At 40.8% G+C, this 22,182-nt stretch carries 19 protein-coding genes; 13 read left to right on the forward strand and 6 right to left on the reverse strand.

Annotated features, from left to right (window positions below; genetic code table 11):
- Positions 1-78 precede the first annotated feature (78 nt).
- Positions 79-756 carry an OmpA/MotB family protein gene (locus tag BMX69_RS05710; RefSeq protein WP_100041804.1) on the reverse strand — a complete coding sequence of 226 codons (678 nt, stop codon included), beginning with the start codon at positions 754-756 and terminating at the stop codon, positions 79-81.
- Between the two features lie 10 nt (positions 757-766).
- Complete coding sequence (locus tag BMX69_RS05715) at positions 767-1,579, reverse strand: motility protein A (protein ID WP_100041805.1); 813 nt, start codon at positions 1,577-1,579, stop codon at positions 767-769.
- A gap of 469 nt (positions 1,580-2,048) precedes the next feature.
- Here BMX69_RS05715 and BMX69_RS05720 point away from each other — a divergent pair, with 469 nt between their 5' ends.
- The 6 genes from BMX69_RS05720 to BMX69_RS05745 all read left to right on the forward strand — a co-directional run bounded on the left by BMX69_RS05720 (position 2,049) and on the right by BMX69_RS05745 (position 8,112).
- Positions 2,049-3,566: a VanW family protein gene (locus tag BMX69_RS05720; protein WP_054790516.1), complete on the forward strand. Its 1,518-nt coding sequence runs from the start codon at positions 2,049-2,051 to the stop codon at positions 3,564-3,566.
- A gap of 219 nt (positions 3,567-3,785) precedes the next feature.
- Positions 3,786-4,247: a MarR family winged helix-turn-helix transcriptional regulator gene (locus tag BMX69_RS05725; RefSeq protein WP_054790517.1), complete on the forward strand. Its 462-nt coding sequence runs from the start codon at positions 3,786-3,788 to the stop codon at positions 4,245-4,247.
- A complete protein-coding gene (locus BMX69_RS05730) occupies positions 4,240-5,385 on the forward strand; it encodes an MFS transporter (RefSeq protein ID WP_100041806.1) in 1,146 nt (381 codons plus the stop codon). Before BMX69_RS05725 ends, BMX69_RS05730 begins: the two co-directional genes overlap by 8 nt.
- A 410-nt stretch (positions 5,386-5,795) precedes the next feature.
- Entirely contained in the window at positions 5,796-6,206 is a 411-nt protein-coding gene (locus tag BMX69_RS05735; protein WP_100041807.1) for a GNAT family N-acetyltransferase, read from the forward strand.
- Between the two features lie 30 nt (positions 6,207-6,236).
- The gene (locus BMX69_RS05740) at positions 6,237-6,497 is read left to right on the forward strand and encodes a CPCC family cysteine-rich protein (protein ID WP_100043783.1); all 261 of its coding nucleotides are present in this window, start codon (positions 6,237-6,239) and stop codon (positions 6,495-6,497) included.
- Positions 6,498-6,852: 355 nt separating this feature from the next.
- On the forward strand, positions 6,853-8,112 hold the full coding sequence (locus BMX69_RS05745; RefSeq protein ID WP_100041808.1) for a cytochrome P450: 1,260 nt from the start codon (positions 6,853-6,855) through the stop codon (positions 8,110-8,112).
- 96 nt (positions 8,113-8,208) lie between these two features.
- Here the strand turns inward: BMX69_RS05745 and BMX69_RS05750 are convergent, their stop codons facing one another.
- Positions 8,209-9,186 (reverse strand): WYL domain-containing protein, encoded by a 978-nt coding sequence (locus BMX69_RS05750; protein WP_054790521.1) that lies wholly within the window; start codon positions 9,184-9,186, stop codon positions 8,209-8,211.
- A 1-nt stretch (position 9,187) separates the two neighbouring features.
- Positions 9,188-10,483, reverse strand: coding sequence for a WYL domain-containing protein (locus tag BMX69_RS05755; protein WP_242941368.1), 1,296 nt, complete (start codon positions 10,481-10,483; stop codon positions 9,188-9,190).
- 114 nt (positions 10,484-10,597) lie between these two features.
- Between BMX69_RS05755 and BMX69_RS05760 the strand changes: the two genes are divergently transcribed.
- The 3 genes from BMX69_RS05760 (at position 10,598) to BMX69_RS05770 (ending at position 13,460) form a co-directional block, all read left to right on the forward strand.
- Positions 10,598-11,830 carry an RtcB family protein gene (locus tag BMX69_RS05760; protein WP_100041810.1) on the forward strand — a complete coding sequence of 411 codons (1,233 nt, stop codon included), beginning with the start codon at positions 10,598-10,600 and terminating at the stop codon, positions 11,828-11,830.
- Between the two features lie 300 nt (positions 11,831-12,130).
- Positions 12,131-12,337 carry a hypothetical protein gene (locus tag BMX69_RS05765; RefSeq protein ID WP_166433180.1) on the forward strand — a complete coding sequence of 69 codons (207 nt, stop codon included), beginning with the start codon at positions 12,131-12,133 and terminating at the stop codon, positions 12,335-12,337.
- Positions 12,338-12,356: 19 nt separating this feature from the next.
- The gene (locus BMX69_RS05770; protein WP_242941369.1) at positions 12,357-13,460 is read left to right on the forward strand and encodes a slipin family protein; all 1,104 of its coding nucleotides are present in this window, start codon (positions 12,357-12,359) and stop codon (positions 13,458-13,460) included.
- A gap of 72 nt (positions 13,461-13,532) precedes the next feature.
- On the opposite strand, the gene BMX69_RS05775 is transcribed toward BMX69_RS05770, so the two are convergent.
- Together BMX69_RS05775 and BMX69_RS05780 are read right to left on the reverse strand one after the other, a co-directional pair.
- On the reverse strand, positions 13,533-14,222 hold the full coding sequence (locus BMX69_RS05775) for a response regulator transcription factor (protein WP_054790525.1): 690 nt from the start codon (positions 14,220-14,222) through the stop codon (positions 13,533-13,535).
- Between the two features lies 1 nt (position 14,223).
- Complete coding sequence (locus BMX69_RS05780; RefSeq protein ID WP_100041812.1) at positions 14,224-15,696, reverse strand: sensor histidine kinase; 1,473 nt, start codon at positions 15,694-15,696, stop codon at positions 14,224-14,226.
- A gap of 334 nt (positions 15,697-16,030) precedes the next feature.
- Between BMX69_RS05780 and BMX69_RS05785 the strand changes: the two genes are divergently transcribed.
- From BMX69_RS05785 to BMX69_RS05800, 4 genes are all read left to right on the forward strand, one after another.
- Entirely contained in the window at positions 16,031-18,343 is a 2,313-nt protein-coding gene (locus tag BMX69_RS05785; RefSeq protein WP_100041813.1) for an HAD-IC family P-type ATPase, read from the forward strand.
- A 35-nt stretch (positions 18,344-18,378) separates the two neighbouring features.
- A complete protein-coding gene (locus BMX69_RS05790; RefSeq protein ID WP_054790526.1) occupies positions 18,379-18,747 on the forward strand; it encodes a hypothetical protein in 369 nt (122 codons plus the stop codon).
- Positions 18,748-19,270: 523 nt separating this feature from the next.
- Positions 19,271-20,749 (forward strand): Lsa family ABC-F type ribosomal protection protein, encoded by a 1,479-nt coding sequence (locus BMX69_RS05795; protein ID WP_100041814.1) that lies wholly within the window; start codon positions 19,271-19,273, stop codon positions 20,747-20,749.
- Between the two features lie 161 nt (positions 20,750-20,910).
- Positions 20,911-21,945, forward strand: a complete 1,035-nt coding sequence (locus tag BMX69_RS05800; RefSeq protein ID WP_054790527.1) for a Cfr family 23S rRNA (adenine(2503)-C(8))-methyltransferase — start codon at positions 20,911-20,913, stop codon at positions 21,943-21,945.
- Positions 21,946-22,182 lie beyond the last annotated feature (237 nt).

Genomic DNA, 22,182 nt, shown 5'->3' on the forward strand with positions numbered 1-22,182 from the left:
CTGCTTTTAGGAAGTTGGGAAATGGCTTTCTTTTCATTTTACGCAGCGTCCTACACAATGGATATATCAAATCTTAGCTTAATCGTCTGTTCCCTCTATAAAAAAGTCCACCCGCCTGTTCTTTCTTTTGCCTTCATTGGTAGAGTTATCTTCGACAGGATAATATTCGCTGTAGCCTATGGCAGAAAATTTTTTCGCTTCAATTCCGGAGGTATCCAGAAGCCACCTAAGAACGTTAACGGCACGGCTTGTTGAAAGCTCCCAGTTACTGGCATAGAGATAAGTATTGATTGGACGGTTATCCGTATGGCCTTCTATCCTGACCATTTTAAAGGAGTCCTGGTATGTTACCAAAATTTCAGAAATTTTCTGAAGCACAGGTTCTGCAGCGTCATCGATTTCGGCTCTTCCCGAATCAAAAAATACGGAAGCCGCAACACGCAACAAAATCCGATCGTTCCCCAGCTTTGTAACGCTTAATTCATTGGTAAGCTGTTCTTCCTCTATATATGTTTTAATGTATTCATAGAGCTTGTTGAACTCTTCTGCATTCGATACGAAATTGTTTTGCTGCTGGATTGCAGCCGCTTCTTTTTCTCTTTTGTTTTCCTGAATCGTAAGTGCCTGATTCATCATGGCAAATGCAAACAAAATTACGAAAATAGCAAGTAAATCAGTCATCAAATCACTGTAGCTGTCTTGCCAACTTGCCTCTTCCTCCTCATATTCCTCTTCAATCCTATGGAATCTGCCCATAACGAATCAGTCACCTCCTTGATTTAAAACGAGATTTCGTTTTTTCAGCATCTTCCCCTTCCGTATCCAGGGCTATATTTGCAAATGCCTGCAATTCTTCTCTGATCAGCCTTGGATTTTTCCCCTGCTGTATTCCAGCCAGTCCCTCAATCAACAGCTCTCTTCTTGTTTCCTCTTCTTTATTCATAAATTTCAGCCTCTTAGCCAGAGGAGCAAAGATGACGTAGGCGACAAAAGCTCCGTAAAAAGAAGAAACCAGTTCCAGCGCCATCATGGGGCCCAGCGTACTTGCATCATCCAGATTATTCAGCATGGGGATAAGGCCTACATAGGTTCCAAGAAGCCCCAGTGCAGGAGCCGTAGCCGCTATCATATCCAGCATTGCGGCACCCTTTTGATGCCGCTGTTTCATGAAATAAGTAGAACCTTCCAATAAATTTCTCAACTGATCTTCATCCGCACCATCAATGATATGTTGAATTCCCATCTTCAAGAATGCATCATCAGTTAAATCATCAATATGATTATCAAGAGCCAGAAGCCCATCCTTCCGGGATATTTCAGCACATCTGACTAAAGAAGTAATATCCTTTTTTAAATCAAAATGTGAATTTGAAAATGCCTTTTTAGTTACAGTCCCTATGGTTTTAAGCCTTTGAGGAGGAAATGCCATTATAGTGGCTCCTATGGTTCCACCGAAAATAATAAATGCCGAGGGTACGTTCCAAAATAATTCTGCATGACCAGATACAAATACGGATCCGACTATCAAAGATGCACCAAATACAAGTCCGATCAATGTTGAGCTTGTAAATTTAAACATTTAAAACCTCCTAACAGTAATTTTCAGAAGTATAAACCTCTTAGGTATTTTGCATGACAATCTTATATCGGTTGATTAAACATAGGATTTAATGGCAGTTAAGTGATCAAATGTTTTCTTTATGCTATCTTTATATTACTACCGGAATTGATATCCTTCGTTAAGACAAAATGCTTTTTATGAAGACAATTTTTGTTATGAAATCTTCCCAGAACCCTTGACACAAAGTAGTGTAAATGATATATTTACAGTTATAAACTGTAACTGATTAAAGTACAGAATCAAAAACCTTCGCATTGCAAAAGAGATATAGAATTAGGGTTTTCCATTGATAAGAGTGTGGGGACGATGCCCTGATGGTTCTATACGCGGGTTGGAATTGCATTTGGCTATGCAAGGGGACAGCTTTCCGAGGATATTATGAAAAGCATCAAAGAGCAGACGATGAAAGGAGAGCGGAATTGAATCTATGGGTAAGTACAGGGAAAGAAGAAGAAAAATTAAAAGAAACAGAAATATAGCAGTGGGCGTGATGCTCTTAGCAGCCCTGTCAGCAGGAGGATATCTGTATTCCAGGGCCGGTTCCAACAGCCCGCAGTTAGTGGGAGAGACAGAAAAGGGAACTGCCGCGGACCTTAAGGATAAAATCCTTACCGCAGCCAGGGTGGGACAGACAGACTTGACCGGGCTTACGGTAATGGAGGCTGAAGAAACCCTGAATGAGCGTTATCAGTGGGAGCTGATTGTCAGTGACGGGAAGGATTCGGTTTTATTGGACAATCTCATAGAACCACAGCTTCAGGCGATTATAAAGCAATTGGAGGGAACGCCCCCGGATCAGACACAGCAGTATGAAATTGATTATGAGGCATTAAGAGAGCCATTTATCAGTCAGGCGGCTTCGCTTGCAGAACGCTGGAATAAAAGTGCAGTCAATTCCGAGCTGGAGTCTTTCAATAAGACAAGCGGAGCTTTCGTGTATACAAAAGAACAGAACGGCCGGGTTCTGGATCGGGAAAAGCTGGTGGAACAGCTGATGGAAGCGGTAAAATCAGAGAATTACCAGGCTGAAATCATGGCTGATTTTAAGGAAACATCTCCTGAAATGACTCAGGCCCAGGCAAAAGAGCAGTATGAGGTCGTTGGAACCTTTACCACGACGACGACGGAAAATAAAAACAGAAATCAAAACATCCGTCTGGCAGTAGATTCTCTCAATGGACTAATTCTTAAGCCGGGAGAAGAATTTTCCTTTAACAATACCACAGGGAACCGTACAAAGGAAAAAGGATATCAGCCCGCCGGTGCATACCGGAACGGAGTTCTGATTGAAGAACCGGGAGGAGGCGTGTGCCAGGTATCCACCACTCTGTATCATGCCATCATTGAAGTCGGCTTTAAAACCACGGAGCGCAATGCCCACAGCTTTGCACCGTCCTATGTGGAAAAGGGACAGGATGCTATGGTCAGCTTTGACGGCTACGCAGGTCCGGATCTAAAATTTATAAATACCAGCGGTCATACCATGGCGGTCCGGGCTGCACTGGACGGGAAAAGCTTAAAGATCTCTCTGGTGGGGCTTCCTGTCCTGGAGGATGGGGTAAAAGTGACAATCCGCTCCGAGAAGGTTCGTGATTTGGAGCCGATGGAGCCTGTATACGAAGAAAATCCTTCATTGCCCTATGGAACGGAAAAGGTAGTCGATAAGGGCTCCACCGGCGGCGTTTATAAAAGCTACCGGGTGTATAAAAAGGGAGATACTGTGATAAAGGAAGAGCCGCTTCATAATAGTACTTATAAAGGGAAACCTGCAGTCATTAATCGGAATACCACGGTGCCTCCTGCGGAAACCGAGTCCCAGACGCCTCCTGAGACACAGCCGCAGGCCACGGAAGTGCAAGAGAATTCTGAGATCGGACCTGGGGGTGGAGGTTCTGAGACTATTGTTCCTGATACGGACATACCGGTGGTTCCGGCAGCAGAATAAGATATGGAAAAAGGTACTTCAAACGTTTTACAAACGCTTGGAGTACCTTTTTTTGTAAATCTACCGCTGTCAGTCGATAAAGCCTGGTTATATTTTCGGTATAGAATGCGGCATGAGTTAATGCAACAGCAACCAGTTTAAAATTAGTTGCAAAGGAAACTAATTTATGTTAAGCTAGAGATAGTTTCCTTTGAAACTATATTGAAAGAGGTGATTAATATGGAAAATAACGTTACCATAGGGCAGGTAAATGCCGCAATCTATCGCAATATACAAATTCTGCTTAGTAGTACTTTAAATGATTTAGATATAAAAAATGGACAATATGACTTTTTCCTTGTTATTTCTTTGAGAGAAGGTCTGTCACAAAAAGAATTAAGTGAACATTTGCACATAAGCAAATCTACTACCGCAAAAGCAGTGAAAAACTTAACGGAAAAGGGGTATGTCATAAGACAAAAAGACAAAGAGGATGGCCGGTTAGAACATTTGTATCTGACAGATAAGGGACGGGAAAAATCTCCTTTTGTTCAGAGCATATTTCAGAAAATTATTGACGTATCCACAAGAGATTTATCTCAAACTGAAATTTCACAGCTCCTATCCCTCATGCAGAAGGTCTTGAATAATATTATTTCTGAGAATATGCTATTGTCAGAGAAAGAGTACGAAAATGAATAAAACAAAGCTCTGGACAAGAAATTTAGTTATCATAACATTAGTAAACTTCTTTATGTTTTTTTCATTTCAATTATTTCCTTCCGCATTACCGCCTTATTTGAAATCACTTGGGGCGAATGACAGTGTTTTGGGATGGCTGCAAGGAATCATGACAATTGCCACATTACTTATTCGTCCCTTTGCCGGCATTGCATTGGATAAATACGGGCGAAAATGGATTTTTGTTATGGGATTAATCGGTATGCTATTAACAACAACGGCGTATTGGTTTTTTCCTTTGATCGAAATTATCATAGTCATCAGATGCGCACACGGAATGGTTTGGGGAATTGCCAATACAGCGTGCAGCACGGCAGCTTCTGATAACATACAAAAAGAACGTTTTTCTGAGGGTATGGGATATTTTAGCCTTGCGAGCAGTATTGCTATGGCTCTTGCTCCGGCGATTTCCTTGTCGCTTGGAATGAAGAATAATATTATGCTGGCAGCTGTATTTTTAATAATTGCTATTTCTTTGGTTTTTGTCATGAATTTTAATAACCGTCCTGCTGTACAAAGTTCAATGGTTCCAAGACCATCTTTGTATGCGAAAGAAGCTGCGCTACCATCTGTTGTTATATTTTTAATTATGATTACATGGGGGGCCATCATTACCTTTTTAGCGCTGTATGGATTGCAAAAATCCATTTCAGGAACAGGAGCGTTTTTTACTGTATATGCTATAAGTATGCTGATTACCCGTCCATTCTTTGGAAAGCTGGTTGACCGCAGGGGCTTTGGCATGGGTGTCTGGTCGGGGGTACTTCTTATACCGATCGCATTACTGCTGCTTTCGGTAAGCAACAGCTTAATTACTATCCTGATTTGTGCGGTGATCTATGGAACCGGCATAGGTGCAGCTCAATCCAGTTTACAGACAATGGCAATTATTAAAGTCCCTAAGGAAAGAACTGGTGCCGCAAATGCTACATTTTTTACGGGTTTTGATGGTGGAATCGGAGCCGGTGCAGTTTTGGCAGGTATCATATCTACTTTTGCAGGATACGAGATGATGTTTGCATTGATGGCTATATTCCCATTTTTAGCGGGAATCCTTTATTATATTGATATAAGACTTAAAAGGAGAGCAGAAAAGTAGTATAATTACCAATAGCAGGAGAATCTTGTTCTGTTGTTGAAGCGGCAAGCAATGACATCAAGGAGCAAACGGTACAGTTGGGTGTTACGTTTGGTGATGAAACAGAAGTGAAAAAAGCGAATGCACTCCTTCCATCGGGCCATTACCATGGAGCCCATGCGCTGCCGAGATGATAGATAAATTTGGTGTTGGTGGTATATCACAGCCCCGCAGCATCATCCGCCCGTTGGGATTCAAGCATATATAAAATTCCTGAATAGAATTAGCATAATACGGGTTCACTTTCTTCTACGTATGCGAGGTTACCTAAATTTTCATTTCACAATTAAGCCGTACCATTTAATATCGGTTATATTTTGAGTGATAAAATAGAAAGTTGATTTTCAATATAAAAAAGAGGGAAAGGAAATATGAATATGGATATTGCTGTTTCGTATGAAATTCCAAATGCACAGGAATATAATAATTTACGAATAATTTCTGGATTGAGTCCAAAAGATGAAGCGGCATCAGAAGCAGGATTGAAAAATTCTATCTTTATTGTTACTTTAAGGGACTCTGATAAACTAATTGGCATGGGAAGAGTTATAGGGGATAAAGGATGCTTTTATCATATTGTAGATATTGCTGTTGCCCCCTCATACCAGGGAAATGGACTAGGTAAACTGATTATGTCAGAAATAAATACATACCTGGAGAATAACATTCCGAAAAATTCTTATGTTAGTCTGATTGCTGATGTTCCGGCAGATGAACTATATAAAAAATTTGGATTTGAATATTCGGCTCCAAAGTCTGCTGGCATGGTGAAAAAAATGTAACTGGAGGAAACAGAGAAATTGAAAAAGGTTTTGGCATCGAAATATAAATGCCCATGCTGCGATTATTATACATATCCTGTTCCTACAAAAGAGGCTGTTGGTTTCATTTGCCCTGTATGTTTCTGGGAAAATGATGTTTTTATTTCTACGGAAAATGAGTCAAGTGATTGTAATCATGGATTAACAATTCTGGAAGGGCGCAGCAATTATAAAAAATATGGTGCTTGTGAGAAGACGATGATATCAAATGTCCGTTCTCCGAAAGAATGCGAGATAACAGGTACAAAATAGCAGGAACTTTAGTTCTTGGACAGAAGAAATCCTATATTGGGCGGCTGCCATTTGACAACCCTTTGTTGTTAAATGGCAGCCGCCTTTTAAAAAATCATTTCTTCCAGAGGCCATGGAGTCTATAGCATAAGTGGGTTTAGATAAAACTGAAAATACAATGTTGATGATTTAATGATGTTTACTCTTTATTTCATTTAAACTGAGAACTCTTTATCAGTGACCATTTGCTTTCATTGCAAAAAACCGTGCATTAAGGCCTGTTTTCTATGAATATTTATCGATAATAGAGCGATAATAAACCCCAAAGTATCTGCAATGTTAAAAAATAATAATAGAAACTGAAGGTGGAGAAGGAATGGAAGTTAAAGAGAGAATTGTACAGGATAAAGGCTTAGATCACACACTTAAATTATTGGAAGAAGGATATCTTTTTATCAAAAATAGAATGGATCTTTATAAATGCAATATTTTTGAAACCCATATCATGGGAGAAAAAGCAATTTGCATTAGTGGAGAAGAAGCATGTAAGATTTTTTATAATGAAGAGCTATTTCAACGAAAAGGTGCAATGCCAAAGAGAATACAAAAAACACTGTTTGGAGTTAATGCCATTCAGGGGATGGATAATAAAGCACATATTCAGCGAAAACTATTATTTATGTCGTTAATGACTGAGGTTCATCAAAAGGAACTTGCGGAGTTTTTTGAGAAAGAAATGGAAGCTTCCGTTCATAAATGGGCGGATATGGAAGAAGTTGTACTATTTCACGAAGCTAAAAATGTTATTTGCAAGATAGCGTGTTACTGGACCGGAGTTCCATTGCCGGAATCTGATGTAGAAAGCAGGGCAGATGATTTTTGCGCAATGGTTGATGGACTGGGCGGAGTTGGACCCAGATACTGGAAAGGAAAGACGGCACGGAACAGAACCGAGGAATGGATAAGAGGAATCATAGACGATGTGAGACAAGAGAAGCTGATAGTTAAAGATGATTCCGCACTTCATTTAATGGCTTTTCACAGAGAGCCTGATGGCAGCCAAATGGAGTTGCAGATGGCGGCAAAAGAGCTTATTAACGTAATAAGACCAATTGTCGCTATTTCAACATACATTACTTTTACAGCTTTAGCAATGTATGAACATCCTGAGTGTCATGAAGAACTGATGCGTGGTGATAACAATTATTTTGAAATGTTTGTACAGGAAGTTCGCCGATACTATCCGTTTACCCCATTTTTAGGAGCAAGGGTACACAAGGACTTTGTATGGAATCAGTATGAATTTAAAAAGGGAGTACTTGTACTGCTTGATGTTTATGGGATGAATCATGATTCTAAAATATGGAGTAATCCTGATGAATTTCGGCCGGAGCGCTTTAAAGAACAAAAGGACCGGACATTTAGTTTTATCCCTCAAGGCGGTGGTGATCCAGGAAAGGGGCATCGCTGTCCTGGTGAAGGTATTACGATTGAAATGATGAAAGCGAGTTTAAACTTTCTTGTTAACAAAGTTGACTTTGAAGTTCCAGAACAAGACTTAAACTACAGCCTTTCAAGAATACCCACTTTACCTGAAAGCGGATTTATCATGAAAAACATTAGAAAGAAATTGTAACAGACACATTGCAAGGGCGGATTAAGCGGATTGAAGACAAGGGAACTGATTATCAGTTATTGATTTGGGAAGTTCAATACTAACTAAAAGGTTCCCCTAAAAGGATAAGATCAGTTTTTGCTGCCGACTAACCCGCTCCTTGATCTGATTCAGAAACGAAGCCGGTCCTAGTACCCGTACCACTGGGCCAAAGGCCAGCACCTGAATTAACAGTTCGGTTTCCCTGGTTTTATCATAATAGATGGAACAGCGATACTTACCTGTTTCATCTACTCTTTCAACCTTTTTCTGATAACAGGAAAAATGAAGCATGGTTCTTTCCAGAGCATTTCGCTCATCTGAAATTTCCATAACAATCGGTTCCTCACAGAGAGCATCTTCTGTAAATCGGTCCATATCAACCGGCTCTTCGATATAATATCCTGTTTCTTCTATCTTTAATATTCGTCCGATATGTAAAATATCCATGCGCCAGCCAATTCGTCGGCGATAAAGGGCGCAGAGCCGGAACTTGCCGTCTTTGGCGGAATATTCAATCCTGCAGGGTAGATAGGTAAACTCCATCAGTCGTCCCTTAACCGAGTAATAGGAGATTTTAAGTGTCTGGTGTTGTTCTATTGCTTTCAGAATCAGCTGAAAGTGCCGCCGAAACGAGGAGTTAATCACATCCCGATCCTGATAGTGATCAAAGTATTGAAAAGCGGATGGAACATACAGTGGGGCGGTATCTTTCAATAGCCGCTGGAGCAGTTCCAACTGTTCGTCAGTGAAAAACAGGCCGATCCGTTCATCTTCTAGCAGTGTCTTCAGCCAGGATTTTTGAAGCGAGGTAAGTGGAAAGCGGACTGGCTGCGACAATCGGGAAGCAAAATTCTTACCACTGTCGTCCGGTGTAAGCAAAGCCCAGTCGCCATCAAGCAGATGAGGAATGATCGTAAGCACGCTTTCATCGTAACCATATTTCTCGGCAATTCTAGTCATTTCGGCCGGACTGATCGGTGCCTGGGATGCTTCCTCCAATATTCTGGCAACAACCTGATAATAACAATTATATATTTCTGAAAAGAGTTCCATGTTACTGTCCTCCTAAAGACATGGTTTCGCTGGTTTCCTCAGCATACATCTTTTGCATTCGCTTCATATCATGCCAGAAACGTAGTTCTACCTGCTTATTTGAACAGGTAAAATTAAGAATGCGTCCGGTAAAAGTTCTAATCCAGGGAATCATCTCAGCACTGTCCCAACACTCAATCGTATATTCGTAGATATCTGGCTGGATTCGTTTCAGCTGGCCCTGGCGGCCTTCCCGATTAAGCCTGTTGATCAAATAGCCTTCCGTCATTTCATCCAGGCTTATCTGCATGCAAACTCGTTCTGGCTCCCGGCGGCATCCAAAGGAAACACCCCAGGTATAGCGGCTGTTCTTCTCATAGCCGGTTAAATATCGGTCATAATCCGGTTCTGATTTAAGCGGTGAAACACTCTGAACGCTGTCCAGCCGGTAAGTCGATAGACGCCCGTTTGCCAGCCTACGGACACACACGTAGCGGCGGCCGGTCTGGGTACTGACCCGGATTTTTAGCGGAACACACTCAAACTTATTTATATGCCCGCTTCTGATATGCTTGATCTGTATTGAAATTTGCTGTTTTTCTTTAATGGCAGTAAGCATTGGCAGCAGCACCTCATCCTCCAGGGTATGTGCCAGATAATCGTGGCGAAACCGAAAATGATCATTCTGGCACCGGAGTGAATCCAGGATGGTACTTCCGACAAAACCAAATGGGGCGGCGGTCTGAAAATAAGAAGCTGCTTCTTTGAGGCCATTATATAAATCCGGATGGTTGGTCAGCCAATCCGGGTATGCCGTATATAAATGCTGCCGGCCTTCTTTTTTAACCATAAACAGCCCGTTCTGCTCATATTCCATTAGTTTCTTACGAACCGTCTGTACTTCAAACAGAACCTGATAACGTTCCATCAATTCATCGTTTATGGTATCCACATTGCGGGATTCCCCATCCTGCATCATATCCAGCAAAAAAAAGTGCAGCATAATATCATTATTTGTAAAGCTTTTGGTTTTCCATACATTAAATAACGGATTACTGTCGATCCGGTTGCTGTCCATAGTGATGGCAACCGATTTTTTATGGCTGGAATCATAGTCGTACTGAATATAATCAGCAAACCAACTTTCAATCCGTCGCCGCTCATTGTCGTAAGTTCGCCGGCCGGATTCCGGATAATCCATCCGCGATTTGAAACCATAGACATAGAAATCCCGTACATAAGTACGTACTTTATTAAAATGTTTGATCAGTTCGTTGAATTCCGCCATGGTTTTGTACTCCTGCTTCAATATATTCATTGAGTCTATTATATAAGGACAATGGTTAAGTTCGCAACTTTTTTTAAATGATAAATATAAAATACGGTGTTATGATATAGCCATGGTAAAAAATGGAAACGGGGGAATGAAAAAATGTTTGTTATTTATAATGAAAGAACAAGAAAGCCGATCAAGGTCTGGCTGGAAAATATAGATCAGATAGAAGAAAGCTGTTTGGAGCAGGCGTATCACCTGGCCGATCTGCCATTTGTACATAAGTGGGTATGCCTGATGCCGGATACGCATACCGGCATGGGAATGCCCATCGGTGGCGTGCTAGCCACCAGCGGCGTCATTATTCCCAACGCAGTTGGCGTGGATATCGGCTGCGGAATGAACTTTGTCTCTACCAATATTAAGGCTGCCACGCTTAAAGAAGTAATGACAGGTAACGGCACGTTGGTGCAGACTATCATCGCAGATATTATGCGAAATGTTCCTGTGGGTTTTAAATCCCATAAAGAAAAACAGCTATCCCAGGTACTGGATCAAGCTCTTACTCGGGTGGAACAATACCAAAGCAACCCGGATCTGTTTCCTTTGATTGAATCTGCTTATTACCAGGTAGGCACCCTGGGCGGTGGAAATCATTTTATTGAACTGCAGGAAGATCAGGATGGCTACTTAGGAATTATGTTACATTCCGGCAGCCGCCATTTTGGCAAGAGCATCTGTGATGCTTACCATAAGAAAGCCAGAGCCTTGAATACGACATGGTATTCACAGGTGCCCGATGAATATCGGCTTGCGTTTCTGCCGGTTGATTCAAAGGAAGGGCAGGAATACATTACATGGATGAATCTGGCTATGGACTATGCCTTTGAAAATCGGGCCCGGATGATGGAACACGTGAAAAATATTGTTGCCTCTAAAATTCAGAAGTATTTAAACCAGGAGGTTTTGTTTGGTCACGAGATTAACTGCCATCATAACTATGCAGCTTTGGAAAATCACTATGATAAAAATGTCTGGGTACACCGCAAAGGTGCCACCAGAGTCCGAAATGGGGAACTGGCAGTAATTCCTGGTGCAATGGGATCCTACAGCTATGTGGTCAAAGGAAAGGGAAATGAAGAGAGTTTTTGTACATCTTCCCACGGTGCTGGCCGGGCTTATTCCCGTAAGGGCGCAATGGCTGCCTTTAGCTGTGAAGAGGTCTTAAATGATCTGAAAGAACAGGGGATTGTCCTGGGTAAAACGAAAAAGGCAGATGTGGCAGAAGAAAGCCGATTTGCTTACAAAGATATTCAGACTGTGATGGAAAATCAGACCGATTTGGTTGAGATTGTCTCTCAGCTAAAGACCGTCGCAGTGGTAAAAGGGTAATTACCTGCTATATACCAGCATTTAGAGCTGGATGGTGCCGGCTGTGATACAGTTCGGTATGCCGCAGGAATTATATAAATGCGAGGTGGAAGGAAAATCCACAAGATCGCTCAAATTGATTGTTGCAGGTTCAAATCCTGCCGGTTATGGAACCGTATCTCAATGGTAGAGAAATCAAAAGACACCTGCTAAGTGTCCCACTTTATGAAATGTAAACATGGTATCTGCCTGCCAGCGGAACCAGATAACCGACTAGCTCCGGTAACCCGGGGACGCCGGTATCGGTCCCGTAATGCGGTTATGGCAACAGAGAAGCAGCCTCGCACTGATCATTCGCTGCAGTACAGTTTTCGGTTCTCATGCCCGGCCAGAAGGAAAGTCAGAAGACGGCTTTCCGGGCGGCCGGGAACCAGATCAGAAACCAGGCTGAAGCCGATCGGTCCGCAGCATCTCTGTGGCAGATATCAGGCTACATTCCCAAACAACATCTATAACAAGCGTGAATAATAAATAAGAGGTGAAAGCTATGAAATATATAATTAATCAGAACCAGTGCGGTTTTTTAATGAAGGATGGTATTTTTATCAAAACCTTATACTGCGGAAAATACTGGTACCCGGGAATGCTCGGTTATCAAGTTGTAATAGAAAAAATGGAAGGTTCCGTCGGTTTTGGCACATTGCCTGTAGAGGTATTATTGCAGGATCAAACATTTGCTGATAAAGTTTTACATATCAAGATCCCCGAGGGACACATCGGCATTCTGCGATTAAATGGTGTGGTTCAGCAGGTGCTGACCGATCCGGTATATTTGTATTGGAACAATTGGAATCGATATGATTATGAACTGTTGGATATGAGAGAGCCGAAAATGAAGGCGGAGATCACCAAATCCTGCCTGGCACATATTCCGTTAAAATATTATAAGAAAATTGAGATTAAAACGGGCGAAACAGGTGTTTTGTATTTTGACAATCAGATGGTGGGCGAATTAGCGGCCGGTACCTACTTTTATTGGACTTATGCCAAAGACGTAGTATGCCAGGTAGTTGATTTAAGAGCAAGATCCTTAGAGATCAACGGCCAGGAAATCCTGACAGCCGACCGAATCGGTATCAGAGTCAATCTGTTATGTACTTACCGGGTCACTCAGGTGAAAAGAATGCTTGAGACCATTAAGAATCAAGAAACTCAGATATATGCCTGCGTGCAGTTGGTGGTCAGAGAATTTATCGGCAAATATCGGTTGGATGAGATTCTGGAGCAAAAAGAAGAAATCTCCTGTTTTATCTGCACACAGCTGAAAGAAATGCAGGATGAATACTGCATCGAATTTTTGACTGTAGGGATTAAGGATATTATCTTACCGGGAGAGATCCGGGAGATTATGAATACTGTGCTGATCGCCGAGCGGAAAGCTCAGGCCAATGTTATCACCAGAAGAGAGGAAGTGGCTTCCACTCGGTCACTTCTGAATACGGCAAAGCTAATGGATGAGAATAAAACGCTGTATAAATTAAAGGAGTTAGAGTGTCTGGAACGAATCTGCATGCAGGTCGGCAATATCAACATAGCCGGCAGCGGCGCACTGCTTGAGCAGCTGCGGGAGCTGATGGGCGGATACGTATAAACATAAATGACAGATTTCACAAATGGGCTGCCCTTGGCACGGAAATGTGCCAGAGGTGCCTGTTTGTGAAATTTACGCCTTAAGCCGATACCCCGCACCCCGCACCGTCTGGATATACCGGGGGTTGCCTGGATCTTCCTCTATTTTGTCCCTCAGACGGTTGATGTGGACGGCGACAGTGGCATTATCGCCCATGGCCTCCATACCCCAGATACGCTCGTAAAGCGTTTCCCGGTTAAAGACCACATCTTCGTTGAGTGCCATAAACAGTAAAAGCTCATATTCCTTGTTTTTCAGTTCGATTTCAATGTCATTTACATAGACTCTGCGAGTATCGGTGTTGATGCGGATATTGCCAAAGGTAATCTGTATCGGCGCGGTCCTATCCGATTTCTTCAATCTGGCATATTGAGCCAGGTGCGCCTTAACCCGTGCTACCAGCACACTGGGAGAAAAAGGCTTCTCAATGTAGTCATCTGCGCCAAGTCCGAGTCCGCGTATCTTATCAATATCCTCCCAACGGGCCGTGACCATCAGGATAGGAATGTCCAGTGTCTCCCGCAGCTTGCGGCAGATGGTAAAACCGTCAATACCGGGAAGCATAAGATCAAGCAGGATCAGATCGTAGCAGCCCTGTAATGCTTTTTCCAAACCGATATTTCCATTCGTCGCAATTTCCACCTCAAAATTATGGATTTCAAGGTAATCTCGCTCAATTGCTGCGATTGCTGTATCATCTTCTATAATCAGTATTTTCTCCATATTATTCCTCCGCTTTTGGCAGCCAAATTACAAGTTCCAAACCACCGTTTTTGCCAGCTTTTGCGTCAATCGTTCCATTCATGCGTTGTATCGCATTGGCGGCGATCGCAAGACCAAGACCGCTTCCGCGATGAGGATCCTGCCGGGAAGGATCGCTGCGATAAAACACTTCGAACAGGTGGGACAGTGCTTCGTTTGGAACACCTGGTCCATCGTCACAAAGGGAAAGGCAGTATCCGCCGTTTTCTTCCCACAGGGAGATGGTCAGAGTACCTTTATCCTTCGTTTTATACTTGGCGCTGTTCTCCATAATGTTGGTCATCACACGCCGAAGCTGGTCCGGGTCAGCCAACACCGCAGCCGGGACAAGAGCATTGGCGGATAAAACCAGTCCCTTTTCCTCATACTCTGTCCCTAATGCCCGTAGGAACTGCCGTACTTCATCGTCAAGCCGTAGGAGCTCCGGGTTATCTGGGTATTCACCAAGCTCCATCTTGGAGAACAGGAAAATCTTGGACAGCATACGGTCAATGTCTTCTGCTTTGCTTTTGATGATTTCTAAATATCCTTTTTGGTTTTCCGGTGTTTTGGCAATACCATCCAGAAGCCCTTCCACATAAGCCTGTATAGAAGTCAATGGACTGCGCAGGTCATGGGAGATACCGGCCAGCAATTCCTTGCGGCTTTGCTCATGCTGGTCAGTCAGCTCTACCGAGGCTTTGAGCCGGGCGGCCATTTCATTGAAATCGGCACAAATAGGTGCGAACTCGTCTTGACAATCATATACAATGCGGTGCTCTAAATTTCCATCGCTGATCTGTCTTACGCCGTCAGAAAGAATGTTCAGCGGCTGTTCGATTTTCTGGAACACAAACTTCGTAAGAAATCGGTTAGTAAGCAGGATAGAGAAGAGTATGGCAATCAAAAGAATAACCGCCTGTATTACAAGGACAACTTTCAGGATACGATAGGATAGCTTTGAAGGGCTGGCAAAAATGGCGATGCGGTAAACGGCGCCATTATTTTCGACTTGCTGAACATATAGCTCACGATTCCCGTTGGAAACAAAGCCTTTTCCTCCCAATATCGCTTCAGCTTCCATCAGAATTCTATCTGCATCGGTTGCACTCCCATACTGATAGAGAGTTTTACCGGAAGAATCCACAGATAACGCTATGGAGTTTCTGTCCAGTATCCTGCTGATCCCAGCCAGATCCTCCGCAAGGTTTGCGTTCTTTTCTTTTTTCAGTGATTTCTCGACGATCATGGAAATGCCCCGGCTGGCCTTATAAAAGTCTTCGCTGTCATTAAAACCAAGACCCGAGCCAGATGTGACGACAAACCAGAGAATGCCAGCACAAACAATTCCAATAAATGAAGTGATTACTACTGGTACAATGATCATCAGAATATTGGAAATAACAAGCCGTTTTTTTATTGTTATATTTTTATAAAATATTGCTTTTATTTTCATATAAAACACCGCCATGTAAACAATATTTAAAAGTATAGCATAATTTTTTTTATTAGTCTTTAACCCTGCATAAACAATTAAAAAATATTTGCTGCTTTCTTATATCGCATGAAATGTAATTTTGCCATATCAGGGTAACTGTTTAGTTTATGAAGAGTTTAACTTCAATTTAACTGGACTTTATGTTTAGATAATATAACTTATCTGAACTGGCATAGCAAGTGGAAGATAAAAGGACTGATGTTCAGCCTGTCCATCCGATGATGAAAGTGGTGAATGTTCGATGATATGGTTAATAAACGGAAAATAAGACTGGATATAAATGGAGGAAAATATGGAGGCACCAATGCAAGGTCTGTCTGCGCAGGAAGTAAAGGAACGCAAAGAACGGGGAGATTTGGGAAAACAACCAGGTTCCATTACAAAAACCAAGGCGCAGATATTTAAAGAAAACATTTTTACATTATTCAATTTGCTCAATTTTATTATTGCGGCATTGCTTTTTGCTGTCGGTGCTTATTCCAATATGATTTTTATTGTCATTATTATTATCAATGTTATAATCGGGATTGCACAGGAACTAAAAGCGAAAAAACTGATAGACGAGCTGTCGATCTTAAACCGGCCAAAGGCAAAATTGATAAGAGATGGCAGAGAGATCGTTGTTGAAACCGAGGACATCGTTATAGATGATGTAATGGTACTGGAAAGCGGACATCAAATCTGTAATGACGGGATTGTGCTTGGCGGTATGGCAGAAGTTAATGAATCGCTGCTAACCGGCGAAAGTGATGCCATATTAAAGACAGAGGGCAGCGAGCTTTATTCCGGAAGCTTTGTCGTTACTGGAAAGTGTTATGCGAAAACAACGCACGTAGGCAGTGAAAATTATGCCGTGAAGCTCATGGAGGAAACAAAAAAAACTAAGAGTGTTTCGTCTGAATTGCTCGGTTCCATGAAACAGGTGACCCGCTTTACAAGCTTTCTTATTGTGCCGTTGGGGATTCTGTTGTTCCTTGAAGCAATCATGCTCAGGCAAGTATTGGTTTCGGATGCGGTCGTATCTTCTTCGGCGGCACTTTTGGGGATGCTTCCCAAAGGATTGGTGCTCCTGATTGCTGTTTCGCTTGCAAACGGCGTTATCCGTCTGGCAAATATGAAGATTCTGGTTCAGAATATCTATTCTCTGGAGACACTGGCGCATGTGGATGTTCTGTGCCTTGATAAAACGGGAACCATTACAGACGGTAAGATGAAGGTTAAGGAAGTGCTTCCGTTAAGGGATTTTCCGAATAAAAAACTGTCACCGCTGATTCAGTCTTATCTTGCTGCGAGTGATGATAATAACGCAACCTTTCAGGCTCTTCAAGAACATTTTGGAACAAATTCTGTGTACCAGCAGACATATAAAATTCCATTTTCCTCCCTTCGGAAGTGGGGCGCGGTCAGCTTTAACACTGCCGGAACAGTATTCATCGGTGCGGCTGAGCGGATTATGAACGTATTGCCTGCGGCTGTAGAGCACCAGATTGAAAAGGGCTGCCGTGCTGTTATAATAGGCATTTACGATGGTGAATGGCAAAATGAAAGAGAACTGCCGGATGAGATTGAACCGCTGTGCGCCGTTATTTTAGAAGATAATATTCGAAAAGGCACTGCAAAAACACTGGAGTATTTTCGCAAAGAAGGCGTTGACGTAAAAGTTATTTCCGGTGATCATATCAAAACAGTGTCTATCATCGCGAAGAAAGCAGGATTAAAGGATTGGGAAAATGCAGTCGATCTGTCCTCCTTTGGAGAGGACATGGATTATGACAGCATATGCATGAAGTATACTGTATTCGCCCGGGTGACGCCGAAACAAAAGCAGTTGCTTGTGATGGCTATGAAGCGCGCAGGACATCAGGTGGCGATGACTGGCGATGGTGTGAATGATCTTTTAGCCCTTAGAGAAGCAGATTGTTCTATCGCAATAGCCGAAGGCAGTGATGCCAGCCGCCAGATTTCACAGATCGTATTGTTGGATTCAGATTTTGCAAATCTGCCGCAGGTGGTGTTGGAAGGAAGAAAAGTGATTAATAATGTGACCAGAACAGCAGGGGTATTTTTTATTAAAACGATCTATTCTTTGCTGCTGTCTATTTTCTTCCTGCTGTTTAATATGCCTTTTCCGTTTATTCCAATTCAAATTACGCTGATTGACGCTTTTATTGAAGCGTATCCATCGTTTCTGACAATTTTTGAATCGAATACGAAGAGAGTCCGCAGCTCTTTCTTAAGGACAGCATTGGCAAATGCAGCACCATTTGCGCTGACTATTACAGCCGGAATCATTTTTATCAGCCTTACCTTACCATTTGATACACAGCAAAGGCAGACGATTATGTACATGCTTTTAATTCTGGTATCTATGCTTTCGGTTATTAAAAGTTGTATTCCATTTACAAAGCTGCGTGTATTTATTTGTGTTACAATGGTGTTAGGGGCATTTGGGGCGCTGTGGATACTGCCTCAGTTGTTTGAAATTTCTGTCATAACAACAGCGATGTTGTCTTATATAGGGAAAGTGTTTGTGGGACTGTTGCTAATTTTGACACTTCTGATCTGTATAACCCCCAAAATTGAAAAGCATGAAAACCTTGGCTGAATTCCAGCCTGACGCTGATCTCACGAGGTGAATACATGGAAAATTATTCGCAAAAAGAGCTGGATGCTGCATTACAGCTTATATTTACTACCATCAAAAATTGTGAAAAAATGCAATTAAAATTTGCAGAAGGTACATCGCAGCATTCTCTTTTAAAGAATAGAATTAAGGCTTTGTATATTTCAAAAGCTTTAATAGAAAAAGATAGTAATATAGGAATGTATACTAAAACTGATTTAATAAAAGCATTACCGCCTGTTCTGTCAATCATAAGCAAAACTGAGAAGGCTCAAATTAAATATGACAAAGAAACTATTCCGTACAGACGATTCACTCCGATCATACATGCAATGAATATTTCCAAAGACTTTATAGAGAAGGAGATATCGAATCGAACACCGTAAATTTTGCCAATAAAAGCCGCTGGTTATACTGTCTGAGTATGAATTTGGTGTCAGCATATTAGAAAAAGATTTTCTTTAGCCACTCTTTGTTGACTTTTCAAGTAAATAATAGTACAATAATAAAAAATAATTCGAGGTGAAAAAATGATTAATTTTTCTTGCTAATTTTTCCAGTACACTTAATACAAGGCGAAACAGGGCTGTCCTGTTTGTTTTGTTGTACTCATGCAAGAAAGATATTCTTTTTTCTCTTAATTTATACACTTGTGTTGTGCTATAATTTTTAGCTTAACTGCGTATATTTATGAGCTGTAAGAATAATTAATTCTTGCAGCTCTTATTTTTTATAAAATTTTATAAGGAGGATTAATAAATTATGATAAATACAGACACTTTGATAACACATGTTAATATCCATATAGAGTCGGATACTGCAGGCGGCACATATATGGAGTAATAATAAGGTCGCCTGATTGTTCCGACTTTGTTATTTATATGATTAAATTCAGAGGAGGACAAAAATATGTCTTTAATAAATGTAGCAAATCTAACCTTTGCTTATGAAGGTAGTTATGATAATATTTTTGAAAATGTAAGTTTTCAGATTGATACCGATTGGAAATTAGGCTTTACCGGAAGAAATGGCAGAGGGAAGACTACCTTTCTAAATCTTTTGCTGGGCAAATACGAATATAGCGGAAGCATTTCTGCGAATGTGACGTTTGAATATTTTCCTTATGAAGTGGAGGAACAAAGTAATTTCACCATAGATATCATAAGGGAAATCAGTCCAAATTCAGAGGATTGGGAGATAGTTAAAGAATTATCATTATTAGATATGGATTATGACACTTTGTATAGGCAGTTTTATACACTATCGAAAGGTGAGCAGACGAAAGCACTGTTGGCTGCCATGTTTTTGAAGGAGAAATCCTTCTTACTGATCGATGAGCCAACCAACCATTTGGATGCTGAAGCCAGGCAAAAACTGAGTGATTACTTGAAAAAGAAGAAAGGATTTATCCTGATTTCCCATGACAGGTCTTTTTTAGATAATTGTGTAGATCATATCTTGTCTATTAATAAAACGAATATCGAAATACAAAAGGGAAACTTTTCTTCATGGTGGAGAAATAAAGAATTACAGGATAATTTTGAGCTTGCAGAAAATGAAAAATTAAAAAAGGACATTAACAGACTTTCAAGCTCGGCGAAACGGACCTCCACCTGGTCAGATAATGTTGAAAGCAGTAAGTTTGGAACCACTAATTCCGGAAGCAAATTAGATAAAGGATACGTTGGACATAAAGCTGCAAAAATGATGAAGCGTGCTAAAAATATAGAATCCAGACAACAAAACATGATAGAGGAAAAGTCAAAGCTTCTTAAAAATATTGAATCAAATGAAAGCTTAAAATTAGCACCGTCTAAGTTCCATGATAAAAAGCTTGTGGAGTTAACAGATGTTACAATTAATTATGATGATAAAATTGTCTGTGAAGGAATAAGTTTCACCATTGAGCAAGGTGAAAAAATTGCTGTTCAAGGAAAGAACGGCAGTGGAAAATCAAGCATCTTAAAATTGATTTATGGAGATGACATCCCTCATAGTGGAATTGTAAGAAAGAACAACAACTTAATCATTTCCTATGTCTCACAAGATACATCAGATTTATATGGTGATTTATCTGAGTATGCGGATAAGAACGGCATTGACGAGAGCTTATTTAAATCAATGCTTAGAAAGCTTGATTTTTCAAGAGAACAGTTTGAAAAGCATATCGAGGATTTTAGCGGAGGACAGAAGAAAAAGGTATTACTTGCTAAAAGTCTTTGTGAACGGGCACATTTATATATTTGGGATGAGCCATTAAACTTTATTGATGTCATTTCCCGTATGCAGATTGAGAAATTATTAACAGAGCATGAACTGACAATCTTGTTTGTTGAGCATGACAGAACATTTTGTGAAAATGTGGCAACAAAAACAATTAAATTATAAAGTGGAAAAGGAAATTAATATGTATAAAGAGTTAATAATAGCAACACACAATAGGCTCCATGCAAAGCCGGATGTTTTGGGCGACGCTTGCATGGAGTAGGATAAGTCGCTAATCATACTGGCTTTGCTTCCTAACGATTTAAAGTGAGGAGGAAGCCTGCGTGAAACAGACAAAAACAAAATATAAAATAATGAAACAAATAGTATCAGATATGAAATTACCTGATTATAGATACGAACAGATTATAAATGCTGTTTTTCATCAAAGAATAGATAATTTTGATAATATGCAGATACTGCCAAAAGCGTTAAGGATGGCTTTGGTAAATGAGTTTGGAAATTGTGTATCAAGTGTAAAACCTGTTTTTATACAAGATTCCAAACAAGCTGAAAAATTGCTGTTCGAATTATCTGATGGAGAAAAAATAGAAGCTGTTGGACTAAAATATAAGCAGGGATGGGAATCGTTTTGCATATCTACCCAATGCGGCTGCGGTTTTGGCTGTCGCTTTTGTGCAACGGGAAGTGCTGGTTTTAAACGTAATCTTACGGTTGATGAGATCACTGACCAATTACTTTATTTCCTTTTTAATTCTCATAAACTCAATAGCGTATCGTTTATGGGAATGGGTGAAGCTCTTGCAAATCCGGAGTTATTTGACGCCGTAAAAATTTTAACGGATCAAAGTTTATTTGGATTAGGGCAGCGAAGAATTACTGTTTCAACAATTGGCATTATACCGGGAATTCAAAGATTGACCAGAGAATTTCCACAAGTGAATCTGACCTTTTCCCTTCATTCACCATTTGATAAACAACGAAGCGATTTAATGCCTATAAATAAAAGATTTCCATTGAATGAAGTAATGAAAGCATTAGATGAACATATCATTCATACGGGTCGGAGAGTGTTTATTGCTTATATTATGCTTGAAGGAATGAATGATACCAAAGATCATGCAGAAGCAGTTGTAAGTTTATTGAAAAGCCGCGGTTCATGGGGACATTTATATCACATTGATCTAATCCCTTATAATTCCACGGACAAAACAGCTTTTAAATTTCAATCTTCAAGTGCTATCAGACAATTTGGCGGCATTCTAAAGAAGGCCGGTATAAGCGTAACGATTAGAACGCAATTTGGCTCTGAAATTAGTGCTGCATGCGGACAGCTGCATTATGAAAGTGAATTATGATGCTGGCCGCAAATTTTATACCAGGCATCTACACTTATGATTATGAGCCAATAGTAGAAAACAAGGTACAGGAGTAATAATCTGTACCTTGTTTTTTGTATGTTGCAGGGATTCGGGGATCAATCCTTCGGTGATCTGCTTGCTGTTAATATAATTCGTTTGGAAATATTTATGATTTCGTTATTCCTTTCATTCATTTTTATGCTATCATTAAATTATTCTATATGTTTTTGCGGG

The organism is Lacrimispora sphenoides JCM 1415, from assembly GCF_900105615.1.
Classification (GTDB): Bacteria; Bacillota; Clostridia; order Lachnospirales; family Lachnospiraceae; genus Lacrimispora; species Lacrimispora sphenoides.

Coding starts and splice junctions, on each gene's coding strand:
- BMX69_RS05710 (WP_100041804.1), bottom strand. CDS start 756: ATGGGCAGATTCCATAGGATTGAAGAGGAATATGAGGAGGAAGAGGCA.
- BMX69_RS05715 (WP_100041805.1), bottom strand. CDS start 1,579: ATGTTTAAATTTACAAGCTCAACATTGATCGGACTTGTATTTGGTGCA.
- BMX69_RS05720 (WP_054790516.1), top strand. CDS start 2,049: ATGGGTAAGTACAGGGAAAGAAGAAGAAAAATTAAAAGAAACAGAAAT.
- BMX69_RS05725 (WP_054790517.1), top strand. CDS start 3,786: ATGGAAAATAACGTTACCATAGGGCAGGTAAATGCCGCAATCTATCGC.
- BMX69_RS05730 (WP_100041806.1), top strand. CDS start 4,240: ATGAATAAAACAAAGCTCTGGACAAGAAATTTAGTTATCATAACATTA.
- BMX69_RS05735 (WP_100041807.1), top strand. CDS start 5,796: ATGAATATGGATATTGCTGTTTCGTATGAAATTCCAAATGCACAGGAA.
- BMX69_RS05745 (WP_100041808.1), top strand. CDS start 6,853: ATGGAAGTTAAAGAGAGAATTGTACAGGATAAAGGCTTAGATCACACA.
- BMX69_RS05750 (WP_054790521.1), bottom strand. CDS start 9,186: ATGGAACTCTTTTCAGAAATATATAATTGTTATTATCAGGTTGTTGCC.
- BMX69_RS05755 (WP_242941368.1), bottom strand. CDS start 10,483: ATGAATATATTGAAGCAGGAGTACAAAACCATGGCGGAATTCAACGAA.
- BMX69_RS05760 (WP_100041810.1), top strand. CDS start 10,598: ATGTTTGTTATTTATAATGAAAGAACAAGAAAGCCGATCAAGGTCTGG.
- BMX69_RS05765 (WP_166433180.1), top strand. CDS start 12,131: ATGGCAACAGAGAAGCAGCCTCGCACTGATCATTCGCTGCAGTACAGT.
- BMX69_RS05770 (WP_242941369.1), top strand. CDS start 12,357: ATGAAATATATAATTAATCAGAACCAGTGCGGTTTTTTAATGAAGGAT.
- BMX69_RS05775 (WP_054790525.1), bottom strand. CDS start 14,222: ATGGAGAAAATACTGATTATAGAAGATGATACAGCAATCGCAGCAATT.
- BMX69_RS05780 (WP_100041812.1), bottom strand. CDS start 15,696: ATGAAAATAAAAGCAATATTTTATAAAAATATAACAATAAAAAAACGG.
- BMX69_RS05785 (WP_100041813.1), top strand. CDS start 16,031: ATGGAGGCACCAATGCAAGGTCTGTCTGCGCAGGAAGTAAAGGAACGC.
- BMX69_RS05790 (WP_054790526.1), top strand. CDS start 18,379: ATGGAAAATTATTCGCAAAAAGAGCTGGATGCTGCATTACAGCTTATA.
- BMX69_RS05795 (WP_100041814.1), top strand. CDS start 19,271: ATGTCTTTAATAAATGTAGCAAATCTAACCTTTGCTTATGAAGGTAGT.